General features: G+C 44.0%; 15 protein-coding genes. 2 read left to right on the top strand and 13 right to left on the bottom strand.

What is annotated here, in order from left to right:
- The first annotated feature begins 222 nt into the window (after nt 1-222).
- On the top strand, nt 223-1,548 hold the full coding sequence (gene pssA / locus GDK41_RS07320) for a CDP-diacylglycerol--serine O-phosphatidyltransferase (protein WP_152085788.1): 1,326 nt from the start codon (nt 223-225) through the stop codon (nt 1,546-1,548).
- Nucleotides 1,549-1,625: 77 nt separating this feature from the next.
- On the opposite strand, the gene asnB is transcribed toward pssA, so the two are convergent.
- From asnB to GDK41_RS07355, 7 genes are all read right to left on the bottom strand, one after another.
- On the bottom strand, nt 1,626-3,293 hold the full coding sequence (gene asnB, locus GDK41_RS07325) for an asparagine synthase B (protein ID WP_152085789.1): 1,668 nt from the start codon (nt 3,291-3,293) through the stop codon (nt 1,626-1,628).
- Between the two features lie 375 nt (nt 3,294-3,668).
- Nucleotides 3,669-4,331 (bottom strand): pyroglutamyl-peptidase I, encoded by a 663-nt coding sequence (pcp, locus tag GDK41_RS07330; protein WP_152085790.1) that lies wholly within the window; start codon nt 4,329-4,331, stop codon nt 3,669-3,671.
- Nucleotides 4,324-5,343 (bottom strand): DUF979 domain-containing protein, encoded by a 1,020-nt coding sequence (locus GDK41_RS07335; protein ID WP_172971570.1) that lies wholly within the window; start codon nt 5,341-5,343, stop codon nt 4,324-4,326. The genes pcp and GDK41_RS07335 overlap by 8 nt, the downstream gene beginning before the upstream one ends.
- Complete coding sequence (locus tag GDK41_RS07340; RefSeq protein ID WP_152085791.1) at nt 5,340-6,068, bottom strand: DUF969 domain-containing protein; 729 nt, start codon at nt 6,066-6,068, stop codon at nt 5,340-5,342. Before GDK41_RS07340 ends, GDK41_RS07335 begins: the two co-directional genes overlap by 4 nt.
- A 9-nt stretch (nt 6,069-6,077) precedes the next feature.
- Nucleotides 6,078-7,007, bottom strand: a complete 930-nt coding sequence (locus GDK41_RS07345; protein WP_152085792.1) for a biotin-dependent carboxyltransferase family protein — start codon at nt 7,005-7,007, stop codon at nt 6,078-6,080.
- Nucleotides 7,001-7,657 carry a 5-oxoprolinase subunit PxpB gene (pxpB, locus tag GDK41_RS07350; protein WP_152085793.1) on the bottom strand — a complete coding sequence of 219 codons (657 nt, stop codon included), beginning with the start codon at nt 7,655-7,657 and terminating at the stop codon, nt 7,001-7,003. The genes GDK41_RS07345 and pxpB overlap by 7 nt, the downstream gene beginning before the upstream one ends.
- A gap of 103 nt (nt 7,658-7,760) precedes the next feature.
- Nucleotides 7,761-9,275 carry a leucyl aminopeptidase gene (locus tag GDK41_RS07355; RefSeq protein WP_152085794.1) on the bottom strand — a complete coding sequence of 505 codons (1,515 nt, stop codon included), beginning with the start codon at nt 9,273-9,275 and terminating at the stop codon, nt 7,761-7,763.
- Nucleotides 9,276-9,439: 164 nt separating this feature from the next.
- Here GDK41_RS07355 and msrA point away from each other — a divergent pair, with 164 nt between their 5' ends.
- Complete coding sequence (msrA, locus tag GDK41_RS07360; RefSeq protein ID WP_152085795.1) at nt 9,440-10,717, top strand: peptide-methionine (S)-S-oxide reductase MsrA; 1,278 nt, start codon at nt 9,440-9,442, stop codon at nt 10,715-10,717.
- A 79-nt stretch (nt 10,718-10,796) separates the two neighbouring features.
- Here the strand turns inward: msrA and GDK41_RS07365 are convergent, their stop codons facing one another.
- The 6 genes from GDK41_RS07365 to GDK41_RS07390 all read right to left on the bottom strand — a co-directional run bounded on the left by GDK41_RS07365 (nt 10,797) and on the right by GDK41_RS07390 (nt 17,509).
- Nucleotides 10,797-11,456 carry a 3-oxoacid CoA-transferase subunit B gene (locus GDK41_RS07365; protein WP_152085796.1) on the bottom strand — a complete coding sequence of 220 codons (660 nt, stop codon included), beginning with the start codon at nt 11,454-11,456 and terminating at the stop codon, nt 10,797-10,799.
- A gap of 10 nt (nt 11,457-11,466) precedes the next feature.
- Nucleotides 11,467-12,165 carry a CoA transferase subunit A gene (locus GDK41_RS07370; protein ID WP_152085797.1) on the bottom strand — a complete coding sequence of 233 codons (699 nt, stop codon included), beginning with the start codon at nt 12,163-12,165 and terminating at the stop codon, nt 11,467-11,469.
- A gap of 72 nt (nt 12,166-12,237) precedes the next feature.
- Nucleotides 12,238-13,140, bottom strand: coding sequence for a hydroxymethylglutaryl-CoA lyase (locus GDK41_RS07375; RefSeq protein WP_152085798.1), 903 nt, complete (start codon nt 13,138-13,140; stop codon nt 12,238-12,240).
- A gap of 1 nt (nt 13,141) precedes the next feature.
- Entirely contained in the window at nt 13,142-15,094 is a 1,953-nt protein-coding gene (locus tag GDK41_RS07380) for an acetyl/propionyl/methylcrotonyl-CoA carboxylase subunit alpha (protein ID WP_152085799.1), read from the bottom strand.
- A gap of 12 nt (nt 15,095-15,106) precedes the next feature.
- A complete protein-coding gene (locus tag GDK41_RS07385) occupies nt 15,107-15,889 on the bottom strand; it encodes an enoyl-CoA hydratase-related protein (protein ID WP_152085800.1) in 783 nt (260 codons plus the stop codon).
- Between the two features lie 12 nt (nt 15,890-15,901).
- Nucleotides 15,902-17,509: a carboxyl transferase domain-containing protein gene (locus GDK41_RS07390; protein ID WP_152085801.1), complete on the bottom strand. Its 1,608-nt coding sequence runs from the start codon at nt 17,507-17,509 to the stop codon at nt 15,902-15,904.

The raw sequence follows: 17,509 nt of genomic DNA on the forward strand, positions 1-17,509 counted from the left end.
AATGAGGTCGATTCTAAGTAATTCAACCTAGATGTAAAATAAATCTCAAATTTCATTTTTAAATAAATCGTATAGTTGTCAAAAATTGTGTACTTGATGGTTATTTCATCCATCAGCCTCGAAACTGACGCTATTGCATGACCATACGGTTTTTTTTTGGTATGTTCTTAGTAATTTTGTTTCGTTATTCTTTTACGGATAACCCCTAACGAATAGGTTTTTATGGCATTTTGGCAGGATACACCTGGATTTGCATTAGCAGCGGATAATATTAGAATTTTAACGGATGCAAAGCAGTATCATGATGAACTAATTACATTGATACGCCAAGCGAAGCAGCGCATCTACATCACTGCTTTGTATTTGCAAAATGATGAAGCTGGCAGAGAAATTCTCAGTGCTTTGCATGACGCCTCGCTTGCTAATCCATCATTAGATATAAATGTTTTGGTTGACTTTCACCGCGCTCAACGAGGCCTCATTGGTGAAGAAAAGTCTGAGGGAAATGCAAAGTTATATTGTGACGCATTAGAAGTTTCTAACAGTAATGTGAAAGTATTTGGTGTGCCAGTTAAAGCAAAAGAGCTGTTTGGGGTACTACACCTAAAGGGTTTTGTAATTGACGATACCTTACTATACAGCGGCGCTAGCTTAAATAATGTTTATCTGCATCATGAAGACAAATACCGGTTAGATAGATACTTTGTGATTAACCAGTCAAGACTTGCAGATAGTTTTAGTCAGTTCATAGAGCAATACTTGTTAAGTTCTGAGGCGGTTGCACGTTTGGATAAGCGACCATTGCCTAAGTTTGCAGATATCAAACTGGCACAAAAAAAATTAATGCGGGATCTGAAAAAGGCGAAATATACTTTTGCCGGAGCTGATTGTAGTAATGCGTTAAATGTAAGGGCGTTTTTGGGCTTCGGGCGACGTACAAATAAATTAAACCGATTAATTAAAAGTTTATTTGATACGACAGAGCAAGAGTTAGTGCTTTATACCCCTTACTTTAATTTTCCAGCGCCATTGCTGCGCTCTTTGAGACGTTTACTTAGACAAGGGCAGCAAGTAACGATAGTTGTTGGTGATAAAACCGCGAATGATTTTTATATTTGCCCAACTCAGCCCTTCAGTAAAATTGGTGCGTTACCGTATCTGTACGAAACTATTTTGCGTAAGTTTTTAAAATCACAACATCGCTTTATTAAGTCCGGACATCTTAAAGTATATTTGTGGAAAGAAGGTAACAACTCATTTCACTTAAAAGGGATCTGTAAAGATAATCACACCCATTTACTCAGTGGTCATAACCTTAACCCTCGCGCTTGGGGTCTGGATATTGAAAATGGTATTTTGATAGAAGATCCACATAAGCAGATCTTAGGTGATATAGAGCGAGAAAAGCAGGCGATATTGGCAAACTGCCGTTTGTTAAAAGGGCCTGAAGATGTTGAGACGTTAGACGACTACCCACTTCCAGTTAAGAAGCTGCTGGGTCAAGCAAAGCGGGTCAAAGTAGATTTTATTATTAAGCGCTTTATTTAACGTTTGTATAGCTTTTATATATCGCAAAATGTTAAAAACCCAGCAATCGCTGGGTTTTTTGTCTTTGCTATCACACGTTACGCTTTGTACGCATCATTGTGCACATTGGCAGCTCGGCCAGATGGGTCGGCATTATTTTGGAATGATTCATCCCACGCCAGTGCTTGTGGAGTAGAGCACGCAACCGATTTACCGTGAGGCACACAGGTTGCAGCGGCGTCACCAGGAAAATGCTCGGTAAAAATCTGACGATAGAAGTAAGCTTCTTTGCTATCTGGAGTATTAATTGGAAAACGGTATTGTGCGTTTTCTAACTCTTGATCAGATACCAGCTCTTCTACATGGGCTTTTAGTGAGTCAATCCAGCTGTAACCAACGCCATCAGAAAACTGCTCTTTTTGACGCCATAGTACTTCGTTAGGTAGATATCCATCGAATGCCTCGCGAAGAATATGCTTTTCAATACGACCCTCTTTGCACATTTTATACTCTGGGTTGGTGCGCATAGCGACATCAACAAACTCTTTATCTAAAAATGGTACTCGAGCTTCAACACCCCATGCAGCCATAGACTTGTTTGCTCTTAGGCAGTCGAACATGTGAAGTTTTGACACTTTACGGTTTAATTCTTCATGAAACTCTTGTGCGTTAGGTGCTTTGTGGAAATACAAATACCCGCCGAATAATTCATCAGCACCTTCGCCAGACAACACCATCTTTATCCCCATCGCTTTTATTTGACGAGACATTAGATACATTGGCGTTGAAGCACGAATTGTAGTTACGTCATAGGTTTCAAGGTGATAAATCACCTCTTTTAATGCATCAATACCTTGTTGAACAGTAAAGTGAATAGGGTGGTGCACGGTACCAATTTCGTCAGCAACCTTTTGCGCTGCAGCCAAATCTGGCGAGCCTTCAAGGCCAATTGAAAAAGAGTGAAGCTTTGGCCACCAAGCATCAGATGCATCGTTATCCTCGATACGTTTTGCGGCAAATTTTTGCGTAATGGCTGAGATCACCGATGAATCTAGGCCACCTGAAAGCAATACACCATAGGGCACGTCGCACATTAGCTGCCTTTTGACTGCCGCTTCAAGTGCGTGCTTGATATCTTCTGCATTTGCCGAGTTATTCTTTACCGCATCGTATTCTTGCCAGTCTCGCTGATAATAAGGGCGCAGTGTGCCCTCTTTTGAATACAAGTAATGCCCGGGTGGAAACTCTTCAATTTGTGTACAAATGGGTGTTAAGGCTTTCATTTCGCTGGCAACATAAAAATTGCCATGTTGGTCTCGACCTGTGTAAAGCGGAATAATACCGATGTGATCTCGACCAATTAAGTATGCATCTTGTTCTTCATCGTACAAACAAAAAGCAAAAATACCGTTTAAGTCATCTAAGAACTCAGGCCCTTTTTGCTTGTACAGCGCTAAAATGATCTCGCAGTCAGACTCAGTTTGAAATTCAAAATCAATGGTGAGATCTTTAGCCAACTCTTTGTGGTTATATATTTCACCATTTACCGCTAAAATATGTGTTTTTTCAGTGTTATACAGTGGTTGAGCGCCACTAGATACACCTACAATAGCTAACCGTTCGTGCACTAAAATTGCTTTATCTGATGAGTAAACGCCAGACCAATCTGGGCCGCGGTGGCGTAATAACTTAGACATTTCTATCGCTTGAGAGCGAAGTTGGGTGGGATCGGATTTAAGCTCCAATACGCCAAAAATTGAACACATAAAATACCTCATTCCTGTGTTATGTAGTTTTAGTTATGGTGTGCTTGTGTTTCGTTACCCAAAAACAACAAGCCGACTGCAATAGGTGTATCAGAATTGCGAACTGAAGTCACATTTATTTTGTTGCAGATAGGCTTAAAGCGCTAGGAGTGATTATTTACAAGGGATGAAAAGCGACATATCAAAAGTGCATGTCGCATTGATAGATTAACGACTTATTTTAGCGTTTTAACTTCTTTGGAAAACTTCTCGTCAAAGCTGCCACCATTGAGCTGTTTTAAAACACGTGGTGAGGTACGTGCAATTATATTTGCCAATGTCGATCGAGGCACTATATCTTTTCTTAATATAACTTTACTCAATTACCTCTAAAAATTAGTGGGTTGTACCAGCAGCTACTTTTACATCTTGTTTGTCTTGCATCGCGCAAGTAATAATAACCCGCAGCGCACTGACCACTGTTTCTAGGCTCATGCTTGGTGCGTTGGCATGCTTTATAGCTTGCGATGGTAAGTATGGAATATGTATAAATCCCCCTTTAACATGGGTTTCGTGCTGGTTTATTAAATGCATTAGGCCGAACATAACGTGATTGCAAACATAGGTACCGGCCGTGTTTGAAATTGATGCAGGTATTTGCGCTTGTTGCAGCGCCATAAACACACGTTTAATCGGTAGGTTTGTAAAATAGGCACTCGGTGCGCCCGCAATGACGGGAGTGTCAACGGGTTGTTTACCTGCATTATCAGGGATCCGAGCATCGTTTATATTAATTGCAACACGTTCTATGGATATATCAGGTCTCCCGCCTGCTTGACCAACACAAAGCACCAGCTGAGGCGCATATTTATCGATGGCTTGGTGTAATTCTCTCAATGAGCTGTCAAATTCACATGACAGCTCTTTAGTATGGATAACACTGCCGCTGATGTGTTCACCTTCTAGCTCCGATACGGCTTGCCATGAGGGGTTTAGTTGCTCACCGTCAAAAGGGGCAAAGCCAGTAATTAAAATGCTTGGTTTTAATGGTTTAGTCATTGAAGATCACTCCATACATGAGCAATATGTTAATTGCAAGTAAGGTCAACGCGGTCGGGATCTGAACTTTGATCACTTGATACTTGTCTTTCAGATCAAGTAGCGCTGCCGGCACAATATTAAAGTTTGCAGCCATTGGTGTCATTAAGGTTCCGCAGTAACCAGAATACATACCTATAGCAACTAGTGGCGCAGGAGATGCACCATGCCCTTGTATTAAAAAGGGCACTGCAATGCCTGCTGTCATTACAGGAAATGCGGCAAACGCATTACCCATAATCATGGTAAACAGCGCCATGCCCGCACAATATAACACAACCAACATAAAGCGATTATCTGGTGATATAAATAACGTCACCAGATCTTGAATAGCGGTGCCGGTTTGAGCAACGATGAATACGCCACCCAGCATTGCCAGCATTTGTGGCAGGATCGCAGCCCATCCGATTGAGTCAACTAAGCGACGAGACTCTTCAACGGCTAAAAGTGGTGAGCCAGAAGTTATCTTCCACCCAATAATCAATGCCAGTCCACAAGCTAATGTTAATGCTGCCAAGGTAACATGACGTTGATCGAACAGGTAAACGTCTGCGATGTTGACCTTGCTCAGTAGCAAGGTGCAAATCACGGTCACGATTGGGATCATCACTGCAGGGATAAACAAACGATTACCAAGCCGATTGGCGCTGATTTTTAGCTCCTCATCAGTGGGTACGTTATAACTGCCCATGGAAACTTTACCTAAACCCGCAAGTAGGGCGATGGCCAAAACACTAAACCCAACCCATTGATAGGTAATTGAAGGGCCAAGCACTTTAATAGATAAATCACCAAATAAAAAGGCGCTGCCAAATAGAAACCAAAAAAGTGCGGTAGTCCACTTTTTTGGGTGGCCTCGGTCTTGTATGGTTTTTACCACCAAAAACATGACTAAAAAACCAATGAGCAAATAGATATTGCTGATTGATAAAACTGCGGGAGTCGCTACTTGCGTGGTCATGGGGGCACTCATGATAGCTCCTCATTGAGTTTGTGAGATTGGCTATTGATATGTGTTTGCATTTGATGGCTGATCTTAGCTTCTAGTCGAGCTAATCTGAACAAGTGTACAATCAGCGCCGCAATTGCTGTAGGTATTGCCCATAGGCCAATATGCAAAGGTTCTATGCCTTCGATACCATTTTCTTTTAAAAATGCATCCATCAGCAAAACTGCACCAAAGGCGATAAAAATATCTTCGCCAAAAAATACCGCGATGTTATCGCATGCGGCTGCATGGGCACTTATCATATCTTTGATATGCTTGGGTAACTCACCATGCAAGTTTGCTGCAGCGCCCAAAGCCATCGGAGCTAACAAGGGTCTGACGGTTTGCGCTTGACCGGCTAGGCTCAATAGCCCCAGTGCCGCGGAGCATTCACGTACCACAAAATAGAGGCTGAGAATACGTGCTGTGGTAGCCGATTTTATACTTGCTACCCAGGATTTTGCTCTTTGCTGCAGACCGTATCGTTCTGATAATGCGATAACAGGGAGGATAAGCAAAAAACTGGCGAGCTGGCGGGAATTCATGAACTTTTCACCAAAGGTTTCAATCAAGGTGAGAAATGCCAGATCAACTGCCCAGCCAGTTACAAGACCAGCTACACAGACTACTAATAAGGGATTAAAACGTAGTGCAAAACCAAGCACAACGACGGCAATACCTATCAAGGGTAATAGGTTTAACTCATTCATAAGATTACTCTAATTATTATTATTTTTTGCCAGATTAAATTGTGCCAAATGTGCACTGAGTTTATCACTGGCTTTAAGTGCTTGCGCTAAGTCACACTCAATAAAATGACATTGCTGATTGGCACCAAGTTGGCTAAACATGCGCAGATCAGCATCTATCACAGTTGCGGCAATAGGATAGCCACCAGTTGTTTGGCAATCATTTAGCAACACAATAGGCTCACCACTTGGTGGTATTTGAATGACCCCAGGGTGTACGGCTTGTGTTGCTATGCTCACGTCATGGTTTAATAACGAGGGGCCGTTTAATCTAGCACCCATTCTGTTACTTGTCTCACTAACAGTCCAAGGGTTGTTTACAAGTTGCTCAAATGTTCCTGAGGGCAGCTTATCACAATGTGGCCCTTTAAGTACTCGTACCTGTTTTGTGTATTCAGGTTGTTTGACACCAAGTGGCGCTAACGCTGCGGATCCATGTTCAAATTCAAGGTTATCACCTTGCTCTAGCGCTCGGCCTCGATAACCACCAAAACTGGCTTGTAAATCTGTAGAATATGAAGAAAGGATAGATTCTATAGCAACAAAGCCACCTTGCACGGTAAAATAAGCACGCTGTGCATTTGCGCTAGTAGCAAAAGAGAGTTTATCGCCAGCTTGCGCGTAGTAGCGCCAACCTGGGTAAATCGGTTTGTTTGCAAGCTTTGCGTTTAAGCAACCTCCCGTTAAAGCAAAATTGCATGGTTTTGTAAATTCAAATTCGGCCAATCCTATTGTTACCTCAATGACCGCTTGATGGGGTGGGTTATCAAGCAACATATTCGCTAAGCACACTGCAAATGGGTCAAGTGCGCCGCTTCTACATACCCCATAATGTCTAAAGCCAAATCTACCGATGTCCTGAATGCTTGTCATCACACCTTGTTTTGTTACCTTCAGCATATCCCTTCCTTATTCGGTATAAAAATAACCTTGTCACCAGGTGCAAATAGGCTTGGTGGGTTGATAGTTGGGTCAAATAAGGTATTGGCGCAATGGCCTAGCAAGTGCCAGCCACCAGGTGAACTGCTGGGGTATATCGCACTGAGATCTTCAGCGATGGCAACCGCACCTTTTGGCACTTGCTTTCTAGGTGTGGATTTCCTGGGGAGTTGTAATATCTGCGGGAGTGTTCCTAGATAGGCAAAACCTGGTAGAAAACCCAAAAACTCAACTTGATAGGTGCATTCACTATGTAATTGCACAACTTGCTTAGGGCTTAAGTTCAGTCGTGTTGCTACGTCTAACAGATCAGGGCCTTGTGCTGCGCCGTAGGTCACATCAATGTGATGAGTTTTAACATTAAACGCGACTTCTTCACTTTCTTCCCATAACAACATGGCTTTTTTAAGCCAATAATTGTACTGGCTTGGATCTGCCAAATAAGCGGTAACCGAGGCCTTGGCTGGCACAATGTCTAAAAAAGCATCGCTGTGCTGCAAGCTCACTGTGAGCGCAAATAAACGACGCTGCTCGCTTGGAGAGGGTTTGTCGGTGTTTAACGCTATCACGAGTGCGTTTTCACCTAATAAATAACTGTGCGCTTCTAACATACTTGTTTTCTTTTTTATTATCCTAGCGTTAGTATAGCCAACACTTGGGGGCTCTGTGCAAGCTTAATAAAAAAGCCATAATATTTATGGCTTTTTGAATAGGTTATTTATTAGCGATAAGCCATTGGCTTAATAAGCGTACGCCGTAGCCTGTGCCACCAATAGGCACTTCGCCAGAGGCTTTACTAGATAGCACGTTGCCTGCAATATCTAAATGCACCCAGCGAGTGTCTCCTGCGAAATGTTGTAAGAATGAAGCTGCAGTTGTGGCACCCGGACCGTCACGGCCTACGTTGCTCAAGTCGGCAATATCGGATTTGAGCATATCTTTGTAACCTAATGGTAAGCGCCATACAGGCTCGTTCACATACTCCCCTGCATAAGTAAACTCTTTGATTAAGTGCTCATCATCAGAGAATATAGCGCTATAACGATTACCTACGGCTCGTATTTTCGAGCCAGTAAGCGTTGCGACATCAACCATTACCTCTGGTTGAAAATAAGTTCGTGCATACCACATAGCGTCGCTCAGTACCAAGCGTCCTTCAGCGTCGGTATTAAGTACTTCCACACTTAGGCCTTCAGCTGTGCGCAGCACATCTCCCGGTGCTATAGCATGCTCAGAAACCATATTGGCTGCCATACCCATGACCGCGACCACATTAACATTTGCTTTGCTAAGGGCCATAGCCTTCACGGTGCCAAGTACTGCTGCTGCACCTGCCATATCTGATTTCATGCGGGCAATAGATTTGCCGGTTTTAATACTATAACCGCCTGAATCGAATGTGATCCCTTTACCGACTAGTGCGATTGGTGTGTCATTGCTTCCTTGGTAATGGGCTACAACTAGCCTAGCTCCTTGTTCGCTGCCGCGGCCAACGCCTTCAAGTGCACCCATACCAAGCTCTTTTATTTGCTCGGGTTTCAGTACTGTCACTTTGACGCCATATTGTTCTAGTTCTTTGGCTGCATTGGCAAAATCTACAGGAGTCATTTGGCTGGCGATTTCTGAGGTTAAATCTCGCGCCAGATAAACGCCTTGCTCAATGTGTGCTAACTGCTGATATGCCTTTGCCGTTGCAGATTGATTTTCAACATCAATCATGTAGCGAGTTTGAACTTCATCCTTTTGTTTCTTATAGCTATCAAAGCGATAATCTCTTAGATTAGCGCCATGGGCAAAATGTGCAGCTAACTCATCGTTGCTCGCCATACCAGAAACATCGTCGAACGCCAGAGCAATGAGCTTGGCATTTTGGCTTTTCAAAAAGGCATGTATATCTCCACCAAGCTTGGCCGCTTTGGCTTCGTTTAATGCCTCTTTTTCACCCAGTCCAACTAATACGATCCGCTCATAATCGCTATCAATTGGCGCAAGTATTTGTATGTTTTTACCGTAATCAGCATTGAAGTCGGCGCTTTTCACGGCCTTGTTAATGTGCGCGCGCGTTGCTTCATTTAAGAAAGAAAAATCGCTTGATGTTTGGCTGTTTTTAAACAAAACGAGTGTATCCGCCTCAGCTAGCTGAGATGTGAATTCAATTTTCGCAGCCACAGCATTGCTTATACTCGCAATAGCCAAGGCGATGGCGCTCATACCTGTTAGTAACTTCATCTGTAACCTCTCATGATATCTAGAGCGCTGTTTTACCGCAAAATAGGTTTGTTTTTAAGTCAGTCTCGTTGAAGCGCCAAATAATAAGATGAGTTTTAGGTTTGTGAAATGAATATAGCTGCCACAAGGTCTAGATAAAGAGATAAGAACAATTGAGAGACAATATGAAACAATACAGCGCGTATGGTTTGGCTACTTTATTCGTGATCGTGAGTATTTGGGCATTTGCTCAACCAGACATAGTAAAAGCCCCACCACAAGCTAGTTCACATATCAAAGTACTGGTGCTTGGCTCAGGCTGCTTTTGGGGCGCAGAAAAACGCTATGAGGCGATGCGAGGAGTTTTAGATGCACAATCGGGCTATGCGGACGGCCACGGCTTTAAAGCAACTTACAGTGCCATTACGCAAGCAAAAAGGCGCTTTGACGAAAATAATTATGCCGAAGTTGTTAAAGTCACTTATAACGCTAATGTGCTGAGCACCGAGCAGTTACTTAAGCGATATTTTGAGAGTCATGATCCAACGCAGGCCAACCGCCAGGGCAATGATATTGGCACCCAATACCGCTCTATTATTTTATACTCAGAGCCTGAACAACAGGCCGTTGCTTTGAATCTAAAAGCGCAATATCAGCTACTGTTAAGCGCGGCCGGTTATGGCGAAATAAAAACGCAGATAAAGTCGTTAGATACGTTTTACCCCGCTGAAGAGTATCACCAAAACTACTTAGCAAAGAACCCAAATGGTTATTGCCCAGACCATTCAACAGGGGTTGTATTTAAAGCCCAAGCAGACGAAAAGCCAACTAATACAGCACTCTTAACAGGAAAGCATATTCTTATTATTGATTCTCAAAGCTATTGCCCATATTGCGAAAAGCTTAAAAAAACGGTGCTCAATGACTATCAAGGTAGTATCGGTTTGCACTATCGATATGCCAATCAGTTAGAGGGCCTTGCACTAACCACGCCCACTTGGGCAACACCCACCATTGTTTTTCTGGAGCAGGGTAAAGAGGTGTATGCTCATCAAGGTTTTATGAACAAAGACGACTTTTATAGGGCGTTAGGGGCATTTAAATTAGGTAACACCGAAGCCTACAAAGTGGCGTTTAATAGCAAAACCGATGCACCGTTTTGTAAGCAATATGATTTATTTAAAAACACAGGGCAGGGGATATTTGTTGATAAGCTCAGCGGTGCACCTTTATTTGATACAAAAGATAGGTTTAATTCGGGTACTGGGTGGTTGTCGTTCAAATACCCTGTAAAAGGCAGTGTTACATACCATGAAGATAGCAGTTATGGGATGCAGCGCACCGAAATTCGCTCTAAATCTAGTGGTATACACCTTGGACATGTATTTGAAAATGAAGGGCCCGGTGGCGCTGATAGGTATTGTATAAACGCAACGGTATTAGAATTTATCCCTAAACCATAACGATAAAAAAAACCCCTCGTGAGAGGGGTTTTGGGTAACTCAGCGCCATTGGCACTGGGAATGAGGTCGGTACATGGTGTTAGGCAAATTGCATCTCAGGGATATCGCCTTCGACGATTAGCTTACCTGCTGTTTTGCTTATAATTTCATCAACACTAACACCCGGCGCGCGTTCTAGCAAATGAAATGCGCCGTCTTTTACTTCTAACACAGCAAGGTCAGTTACGATCTTTTTGACACAATTCACACCCGTTAGTGGCAAAGTACATGCTTCTAACAGTTTTGAATCGCCGTGTTTGCTTGCATGGGTCATAGTTACAATGATGTTTTGCGCGCCGGCAACTAAGTCCATCGCACCACCCATACCTTTTATTAACTTTTTCGGGATCATCCAAGACGCTATATTGCCTTGTTGATCTACTTCGAATGCACCTAGAACCGTTAAGTCTACATGACCACCCCTGATCATGGCAAAACTATCTGCACTATTAAATATTGCAGCACCTGTGGCAGCTGTCACGGTTTCTTTACCCGCGTTGATCATATCTGCGTCAACTTGGTCTTCAGTTGGGTACGGTCCCATACCCAATAAACCGTTTTCTGATTGCAACATGACCTCAATACCGTCAGGTACATAATTAGCCACAAGGGTAGGAATACCAATTCCTAAATTTACGTAAAATCCGTCTTGTAGCTCTTGAGCTACGCGCATTGCTACTTGTTCACGTGATAAAGCCATTATATTCTCCTTATTTACGCGTAGTAACACGCTCAATGCGTTTTTCAAAGTCGCCTTTGATCACGCGGTTAACGTAAATGCCTGGGGTGTGAATTTGACTTGGCTCTAATTCACCAGGTTCAACAATTTCTTCAACTTCAGCAACCGTAATTTTACCAGCGGTCGCAGCCATTGGGTTGAAGTTCATTGCTGTGTGACGGAATACAAGGTTACCGTAGCGGTCTGCTTTCCATGCTTTAACAATGGCAAACTCACCAGTGATCGACTCTTCTAAAATATATGGGCGTCCGTCAAACTCTTTAACTTCTTTGCCCTCAGCAACCGGAGTACCGAAGCCTGTTGCTGTGTAAAATGCCGGAATACCCGCACCACCTGCACGCATTTTTTCAGCTAGTGTTCCCTGTGGCGTTAACTCTACGTCAATAATGCCATCTAAAAGTTGCTGTTCAAATAAAGCATTTTCACCAACATAAGACGCAATGATTTTTTTAATTTGACGGTCGTGTAGCAACACACCTAGGCCAAAGTCATCAACGCCACAGTTATTTGATACTATGGTTAGCTCTTTGGTTTGTTTACGCTTAATTTCGTTGATCAAGCCCTCTGGAATACCGCACAATCCGAAGCCGCCAGCAATGATGGTATCGCCATCTTTTAGTCCATCCATTGCTTCGGCATAGCTTGTTACTACTTTATCGAAACCGGCCATTAGCCCACTCCTAAAGGTTATTTATTGTTCAATATGCATCAAACTATAATGCATAAAAAGTATGTATGTTTTTTAATCGCACTTCGCTTTTAAAGCTAAAGAGACTTTGCTCAGCGGGGGCTTATTCAGCGCCTCACAAATTGCCCAGCCCGCTTTGGCTAGTCTTTCTAAATCAATTTGGGGGTCAATGCCAAGCCCTTGCAGTAAGTAAACAACATCCTCTGTGGCAACATTTCCTGACGCACCTTTGGCATAAGGGCAGCCGCCCAAACCTGCAACGGCACTGTCAACGGTTGAAATGCCCATTTCAAGCGCCTTACTAATGTTCGCTAAGGCTTGTCCGTAGGTATCATGAAAATGCACGGCAAGCTTGTCAGCGCTGATATGTGTCAGCAGTAGAGTCAGCAATGCATGTACCTTATTTGGTGTGCCAACACCGATGGTGTCACCAAGGCTCACTTCGTAACAACCCATAGCCAACAATTGTTTACACACATTCAGGACGGTCTCTGGTTCGACCTCACCTTGATATGGACAGCCAAGCACGCAACTTACATAACCACGTACTTTTACACCATGCTGCTTGGCCAGTTCTACAACAGGTTTAAATCGCTCGATACTTTCATCAATCGAACAATTGATGTTTTTTTGAGTGAATGCTTCGCTTGCGGCGGTAAAAATAGCAAACTCTTTAATGCCAGCGTCAAGGGCCGCTTCGGCCCCTTTCAAATTAGGCGTTAAGGCGCTAAAGGTCACGTTAGGGTGTGAGCCAATACCTTTGATAACTTCGCTCGAATCGGCCATTTGTGGTACCCATTTGGGCGATACAAATGCACCGGCTTCGATATCTTTTAGACCTGCTTCACAAAGTGCATTGATGAGCTTGATCTTTTGCTCCGTTGTCACATTCGCTTCGTTTTGCAAGCCGTCGCGTGCCCCAACTTCTACAATTCTTACGTTACTGGGGTATGCCATGTTATGCCTCCACAGGCTCTACAATTGCCAACATGTCACCGTGGCTAACCAGTGCACCTTCAGCAAAGCAGTAGCTTGTTAATGTGCCATCAAATGGTGCGTTCAAGGTATATTCCATTTTCATCGCTTCAATAACAACAACTGCGTCACCTTTACTCACTTGACTATTCAGTGGTTGTAGGTGCTTAACGACAGTTCCGTTGAGTGGTGCTGCCAATGGTGCTGCTTCGTGCTCATGCTCACTGATGTAGTGTTTAGACTTCAGTTCAAAGGTATGAGCATACGCTTGATACATCACTGTAATAGAGTCATCTTCAACAAGTACATTCGCATGGTACTGTTTACCATCAATCACAGCATTAAGCTGAGTTTGCTCAAGTGATGCGCTGATGTTAATTGTTTTACCATCGTGCTCAACGCTTATTATTTCACCACTTAAAGTGGCTTCAACAGGCCCATCAAAAAATGGCACGTTCACTTTTGCACTTTGATTTAATCTAAAACCCAGTGCGCTTTGCCAAGGTGTAGTATTTTTACTTGGCATAGCATGGTTAATAAATGCTGCTACCGCTAGTAACATCAGTTGCGCAAGTGGCTCAGGCTGCTGAGTAAGTGTGTCTGTTTGACTATCGATAAAGTGTGTATCTGGTGCGCCAGCCATAAAGGTAGGATGACCCGATAAATGGTGTAAAAACGCAATATTACTTTTTACGCCAGCAAGATGTACTTCTTCGAGTGCGTGATGCAATTTGAGTAGGGCAGTTTCGCGGTCTGGCCCGTGTACAATCAGCTTGGCAATCATCGGGTCGTAAAACGAGCTTATTTCAGCACCAGTTTGTACGCCTGTATCAATACGTACACCATCGTTTTCTGATGGGAATGATAAATGCGTTAGCGCCCCAGAAAATGGCATAAAGTTTTCACGTGGGTCTTCAGCGTAAATACGTGCTTCAAAGCTATGGCCGTCCAACGCTATGTCTTCTTGAGACAGTGGCAGTTGTTGATTGTTAGCAACCCGAATTTGCCATTCAACTAAGTCTAACCCTGTAACCATTTCTGTAACTGGGTGTTCTACTTGTAGGCGTGTGTTCATCTCCATAAAGAAGAACTCTTCACCACATAATAAAAACTCAACGGTACCAGCACCACGATAATTAATCGCTTTGGCACAGCGTACCGCAGCTTCACCCATTTCTTTGCGAAGGAACTCAGATAAGCCAGGGGCAGGGGCTTCTTCAATCACTTTTTGGTGGCGACGTTGTAGTGAACAGTCTCTGTCACCCAAATACACACAGTTACCATGATTGTCAGCAAATACTTGTACTTCAACGTGTCGCGGGGTATCCACGTAACGCTCTAACAGCACTAGGTCGTTACCAAACCCAGCAAGCGCTTCACGTTTAGCGCCATCTAACGCAGACAAAAATTCTTTGCTTTCGCGCACAACACGCATGCCTTTACCGCCACCGCCAAATGCCGCTTTGATAAGCACCGGGTAGCCAATTTTTTCAGCTTCTGCAGCTAAAAAGTCGCTATCTTGGTTTTGACCATAGTAGCCTGGCACCAACGGCACACTTGCTTCGGCCATAATTTCTTTAGCACGGGTTTTCGACCCCATAGCTTCAATGGAGCTTGCCAATGGTCCAATAAATACAATACCGGCTTTTTCTAGCGCTTCTGCAAAAGTATTGTTTTCCGATAAAAAGCCATAGCCTGGGTGTACACAGTCAGCGCCAGATAATTTGGCAACTTCGAGTATTTTATCTGCTACTAAATAGGAATCTTTACTGGGCGCAGGTCCAATATGATAGGCTTCGTCTGCCTGTTGCACGTGTAATGCATTGGCGTCGGCATCTGAGTACACCGCAACGGTTTTTAGGCCCAGTCGCTTAGCGGTTTTCATTACGCGGCAGGCGATTTCGCCACGGTTTGCAATGAGGATCTTTTTCAACATGATGACGGTCCCTTACTGTTTTGCCGCGTTTTGCCAACTTGGCGCACGCTTTTCAAAAAAGGCGCTTAAGCCTTCTTGCCCCTCTGGGCTAACTCTTATTTCAGCGATACGTGTAGCGGTGTGAGCGATAAGTTGCTCATTGATTTCTTTATTCGCTACTTCGTCGATAAGCGATTTTGCCGATTGCACCGCAGCTGGGCCATTATTTAAAAGCGTGTCGATAAAATATTGCTCGCTCTTGTCTAGGTCGTCGCTAATGTCATGAATTAAGCCCAGCGCAAGCGCTTGTTCGGCCTTAAATACTTCGGCTGTTAGGAAGTAACGACGGGCTTGGCGCTCGCCTATAGCTTTAATTACATACGGGCTGATAACCGCAGGGATAAGCCCTAGTTTCACTTCACTTAAGCAAAACTTTGCATCCGGTGTGGCAACGGCAATATCGCAACACGCAATAAGACCTAACGCCCCACCAAACGCTGCACCTTGCACCAAACACAAAGTGGGATGCGGCGAGGTCGCAAGCACAGACATTAATTTGGCAAGTTTGGCTGAGTCTGCAACATTTTCATCGTAGTTGTTGTTCGCCATCGATTTCATCCAGCCAAGATCAGCACCGGCTGAAAAGTGTTTGCCTTGTGTTTTGAGCACAAGAGCTCGGATCTCAAGGCTATTAGCATGCTCAATACACTGAATGAGCTCTGCAATGACAGCATCGTCAAACGCGTTATGTTTTTCTGGGCGACTTAACTCTAAAATCGCCACTTTTGTTTTTGTTATCGTTAAAGTGACCGACATAGTCTGCTCCTGTTACATTCTGAAGATGCCAAATTTTGACTCTTTGTGTGGTGCATTGGCAGCCGCTTCAAGCGCTAGACCTAAAACTGTACGGGTATCTGCTGGGTCAATAATGCCATCATCCCAAAGCCGTGCACTGGCATAATAAGGATGGCCTTGCTTTTCGTACTGTTCGATGATTGGTTTTTTGAACGTAGCAACTTCGTCATCGCTCATGCTTTGGCCTTTACGGGCTAAACCATCTTGGCGAACTTGGGTGAGTACACCTGCAGCTTGCTCACCCCCCATTACTGATATACGAGCATTAGGCCACATCCACATCATGGTTGGTTCATACGCTCTACCACACATACCGTAGTTACCAGCGCCATAAGAGCCACCAATTAATACTGTAAACTTAGGCACGTCAGCACAAGAAACGGCAGTTACCATTTTGGCACCGTGCTTAGCGATACCTTCGGCTTCGTATTTCTGACCCACCATAAATCCGGTAATGTTTTGCAAAAATAGTAGGGGGATATCACGTTGAGCACACAATTGAATAAAGTGTGCGCCTTTTTGCGCCGACTCTGAGAATAAAATACCGTTGTTAGCAACAATACCCACCGGGTGACCATAGATTTCAGCAAAACCTGTTACCAGTGTTTCACCAAAGTAGCGTTTAAATTCATCAAATTGTGAATCATCTACGATACGAGCAATGACCTCACGAACGTCAAACGGCTTTTTAAGGTCCGTGCCCACAATGCCGTATACTTCGCGTATGTCATAACGAGGTGGTTTTACGTCTTTTAGAATAGGGCGAGTTGGGCGCTGGTGGTTAATACGGGCAATACACTGGCGAGCGATAGATAACGCGTGCTCGTCATTTTCTGCATAGTGATCAGCCACACCTGACGTTTTACAGTGCACATCGGCACCGCCTAGGTCTTCGGCGCTGACTTCTTCACCCGTTGCCGCTTTAACCAGTGGCGGACCTGCCAAGAAAATCGTCCCTTGTTCTTTTACGATGATACTCTCATCAGCCATTGCGGGGACATACGCGCCACCTGCCGTACATAAACCCATAACAACAGCAATTTGTGGGATACCTTTGGCAGACATACGTGCTTGGTTATAGAAAATACGGCCAAAGTGTAGCTTGTCTGGAAATACTTCATCTTGTTCTGGCAAGTTGGCACCGCCCGAATCTACCAAGTAGATACATGGCAAATGACAACGCTCGGCAATTTCTTGGGCGCGAAGGTGCTTTTTCACGGTAAGTGGAAAGTAAGTACCGCCTTTTACCGTGGCGTCATTACCTACAATCATACATTCGATGCCTTGCACGCGGCCAATACCGGCGACCACACCGGCACACGGAATGTCTTGCTCATACACGCCAAAAGCGGCAAATTGAGAGATTTCTAAAAAAGGCGAGCCTTCATCAAGTAGCGTATTAATGCGGTCACGAACAAATAATTTTCCGCGGCTTTGATGACGGGCGATGAGGGCTTCACCGCCACCTTGAGATAACGTAGCGACTTTGTCGTTTAAATCAGCAACCAGCGAAGCCATGGCTTCGCTGTTTGCTTTAAACTGACTGTCGTGAGGGTTAACTGAAGAGTTAAGTACAGTCAT

The sequence above is a fragment of the Pseudoalteromonas sp. A25 genome (genome assembly GCF_009176705.1).
Lineage (GTDB): Bacteria > Pseudomonadota > Gammaproteobacteria > Enterobacterales > Alteromonadaceae > Pseudoalteromonas.

What these genes read in the sequence shown, in the direction of transcription:
- GDK41_RS07340 (WP_152085791.1), bottom strand. Translation starts at nt 6,068, where the DNA reads ATGAATGAGTTAAACCTATTACCCTTGATAGGTATTGCCGTCGTTGTG.
- pcp (WP_152085790.1), bottom strand. Translation starts at nt 4,331, where the DNA reads ATGACTAAACCATTAAAACCAAGCATTTTAATTACTGGCTTTGCCCCT.
- GDK41_RS07335 (WP_172971570.1), bottom strand. Translation starts at nt 5,343, where the DNA reads ATGAGTGCCCCCATGACCACGCAAGTAGCGACTCCCGCAGTTTTATCA.
- GDK41_RS07355 (WP_152085794.1), bottom strand. Translation starts at nt 9,275, where the DNA reads ATGAAGTTACTAACAGGTATGAGCGCCATCGCCTTGGCTATTGCGAGT.
- msrA (WP_152085795.1), top strand. Translation starts at nt 9,440, where the DNA reads ATGAAACAATACAGCGCGTATGGTTTGGCTACTTTATTCGTGATCGTG.
- GDK41_RS07380 (WP_152085799.1), bottom strand. Translation starts at nt 15,094, where the DNA reads ATGTTGAAAAAGATCCTCATTGCAAACCGTGGCGAAATCGCCTGCCGC.
- GDK41_RS07365 (WP_152085796.1), bottom strand. Translation starts at nt 11,456, where the DNA reads ATGGCTTTATCACGTGAACAAGTAGCAATGCGCGTAGCTCAAGAGCTA.
- GDK41_RS07375 (WP_152085798.1), bottom strand. Translation starts at nt 13,140, where the DNA reads ATGGCATACCCCAGTAACGTAAGAATTGTAGAAGTTGGGGCACGCGAC.
- asnB (WP_152085789.1), bottom strand. Translation starts at nt 3,293, where the DNA reads ATGTGTTCAATTTTTGGCGTATTGGAGCTTAAATCCGATCCCACCCAA.
- GDK41_RS07385 (WP_152085800.1), bottom strand. Translation starts at nt 15,889, where the DNA reads ATGTCGGTCACTTTAACGATAACAAAAACAAAAGTGGCGATTTTAGAG.
- GDK41_RS07390 (WP_152085801.1), bottom strand. Translation starts at nt 17,509, where the DNA reads ATGACTGTACTTAACTCTTCAGTTAACCCTCACGACAGTCAGTTTAAA.
- pxpB (WP_152085793.1), bottom strand. Translation starts at nt 7,657, where the DNA reads ATGTTAGAAGCGCACAGTTATTTATTAGGTGAAAACGCACTCGTGATA.
- GDK41_RS07345 (WP_152085792.1), bottom strand. Translation starts at nt 7,007, where the DNA reads ATGCTGAAGGTAACAAAACAAGGTGTGATGACAAGCATTCAGGACATC.
- GDK41_RS07370 (WP_152085797.1), bottom strand. Translation starts at nt 12,165, where the DNA reads ATGGCCGGTTTCGATAAAGTAGTAACAAGCTATGCCGAAGCAATGGAT.
- pssA (WP_152085788.1), top strand. Translation starts at nt 223, where the DNA reads ATGGCATTTTGGCAGGATACACCTGGATTTGCATTAGCAGCGGATAAT.